3 protein-coding genes are annotated in these 1,207 nt (G+C 54.8%); all 3 read left to right on the forward strand.

The window, feature by feature from the left end:
- A partial coding sequence (locus tag ABD892_RS10610) for a hypothetical protein (protein WP_345195596.1) occupies positions 1-330 on the forward strand: 330 nt, incomplete at its 5' end.
- A complete protein-coding gene (locus tag ABD892_RS10615; RefSeq protein WP_345195597.1) occupies positions 330-713 on the forward strand; it encodes a hypothetical protein in 384 nt (127 codons plus the stop codon). The genes ABD892_RS10610 and ABD892_RS10615, both read left to right, overlap by 1 nt.
- 20 nt (positions 714-733) lie before the next feature.
- Positions 734-1,207, forward strand: a 474-nt coding sequence (locus ABD892_RS10620) for a hypothetical protein (RefSeq protein ID WP_345195598.1), incomplete at its 3' end; no start/stop codon positions are given.

Genomic DNA, 1,207 nt, shown 5'->3' on the forward strand with positions numbered 1-1,207 from the left:
GATGCCGAGTCCATTGCTAACCTTGAGAAATCCCTGCGGTTGAACCGGCAGGTGTATAACGAAAAACGACGCCAGCTGTCTGAGGATCAGCGTCAGCAATCGCTTCGTGACAGGGAGCGTGAACAGCAAAGGTCATCCCCACCGGAGCAACCCGCCAGCCAACCAACATCAGCGCCTGCTGCTCACGTGCCATCGCCAGCAACCAAACACACGCCTGATCGCACCATTCGTCTTGAATACCCCGGTGGCCGGGTGGATATCGGCGTTCAGGAAAGTGAGGAACTGAAACTCCTCAAGGCGCTAGAGCTTGCCGGCATGAGGGCCGTTTGATGCAGCTGGATAGTGTGACGTTGCCCGATGATCTGCTGTGGATAAACGAATACCAATGGCAACCGGTAGAGCAGGAAACCGAGCGCACCTTGACCGGCGCGTTGTTGGTACAGGAGCAGGCAAAACGCTATGGGCGTGAAATTGAGTTATCGGGCGAACAGTCAGCCTGGGTCACTCGCGCCACAATCGAATCACTCAAAGCACTGGAAGCGGAAGCTGGAAAAGTCATGACGCTTACTCTTGCTGATGATCGCAGCTTTCAGGTGATCTTCGATCGTAGTCATGGTGCTGCTGTTGAAGCACAACAAGTGCTGCCCTACGCCTACCCCGATAACGATTACCTTTACTCGCTCACCCTCAGGTTGCTAACCGTCGCACCCTGATCATTAACGGAGATCCATGGATGGCGATTCTTCCGGATGATGTAAAACTCTACGCTTCCCAACGCCTGACCGATGAGTCTGACGGCGGCGGTCGAGCCACGGGCAATGAAGTGATTGATGGGGGTATCAATAACCTGTTCCGGGATATTTCCCGCATTGATCGCACCCTTGGTGATGTGTCACTTAGAAAAGTCTATGCCGGTGTCAGTACCGACAATACCGATCCTTACCTTGGGGCGCATCTCATCATTACCGAGCCGCCGCAGGATAGCAAAGTCGATGTGCTGTTGTTTAACACCGACAGCCAGACCGATGAGCGTACCGAGGCCCGCAACCGGATTGAGTCCTATGTGGTACCGGCAGTGGATGCCTCCTGGGAGTTGTTGGGAGATCAGCTGGTTGGTCAGCGCGGTATCCAGGCCATACAACGGACTGAAGACCGCTTGCCGGAGATTGGCGAAGTCTATCGTCTGCTCGATGAGAATACCGGACAG

Source organism: Kistimonas scapharcae (genome assembly GCF_039540975.1).
Classification (GTDB): Bacteria; Pseudomonadota; Gammaproteobacteria; order Pseudomonadales; family Endozoicomonadaceae; genus Kistimonas; species Kistimonas scapharcae.

Coding starts and splice junctions, on each gene's coding strand:
- ABD892_RS10615 (WP_345195597.1), top strand. CDS start 330: ATGCAGCTGGATAGTGTGACGTTGCCCGATGATCTGCTGTGGATAAAC.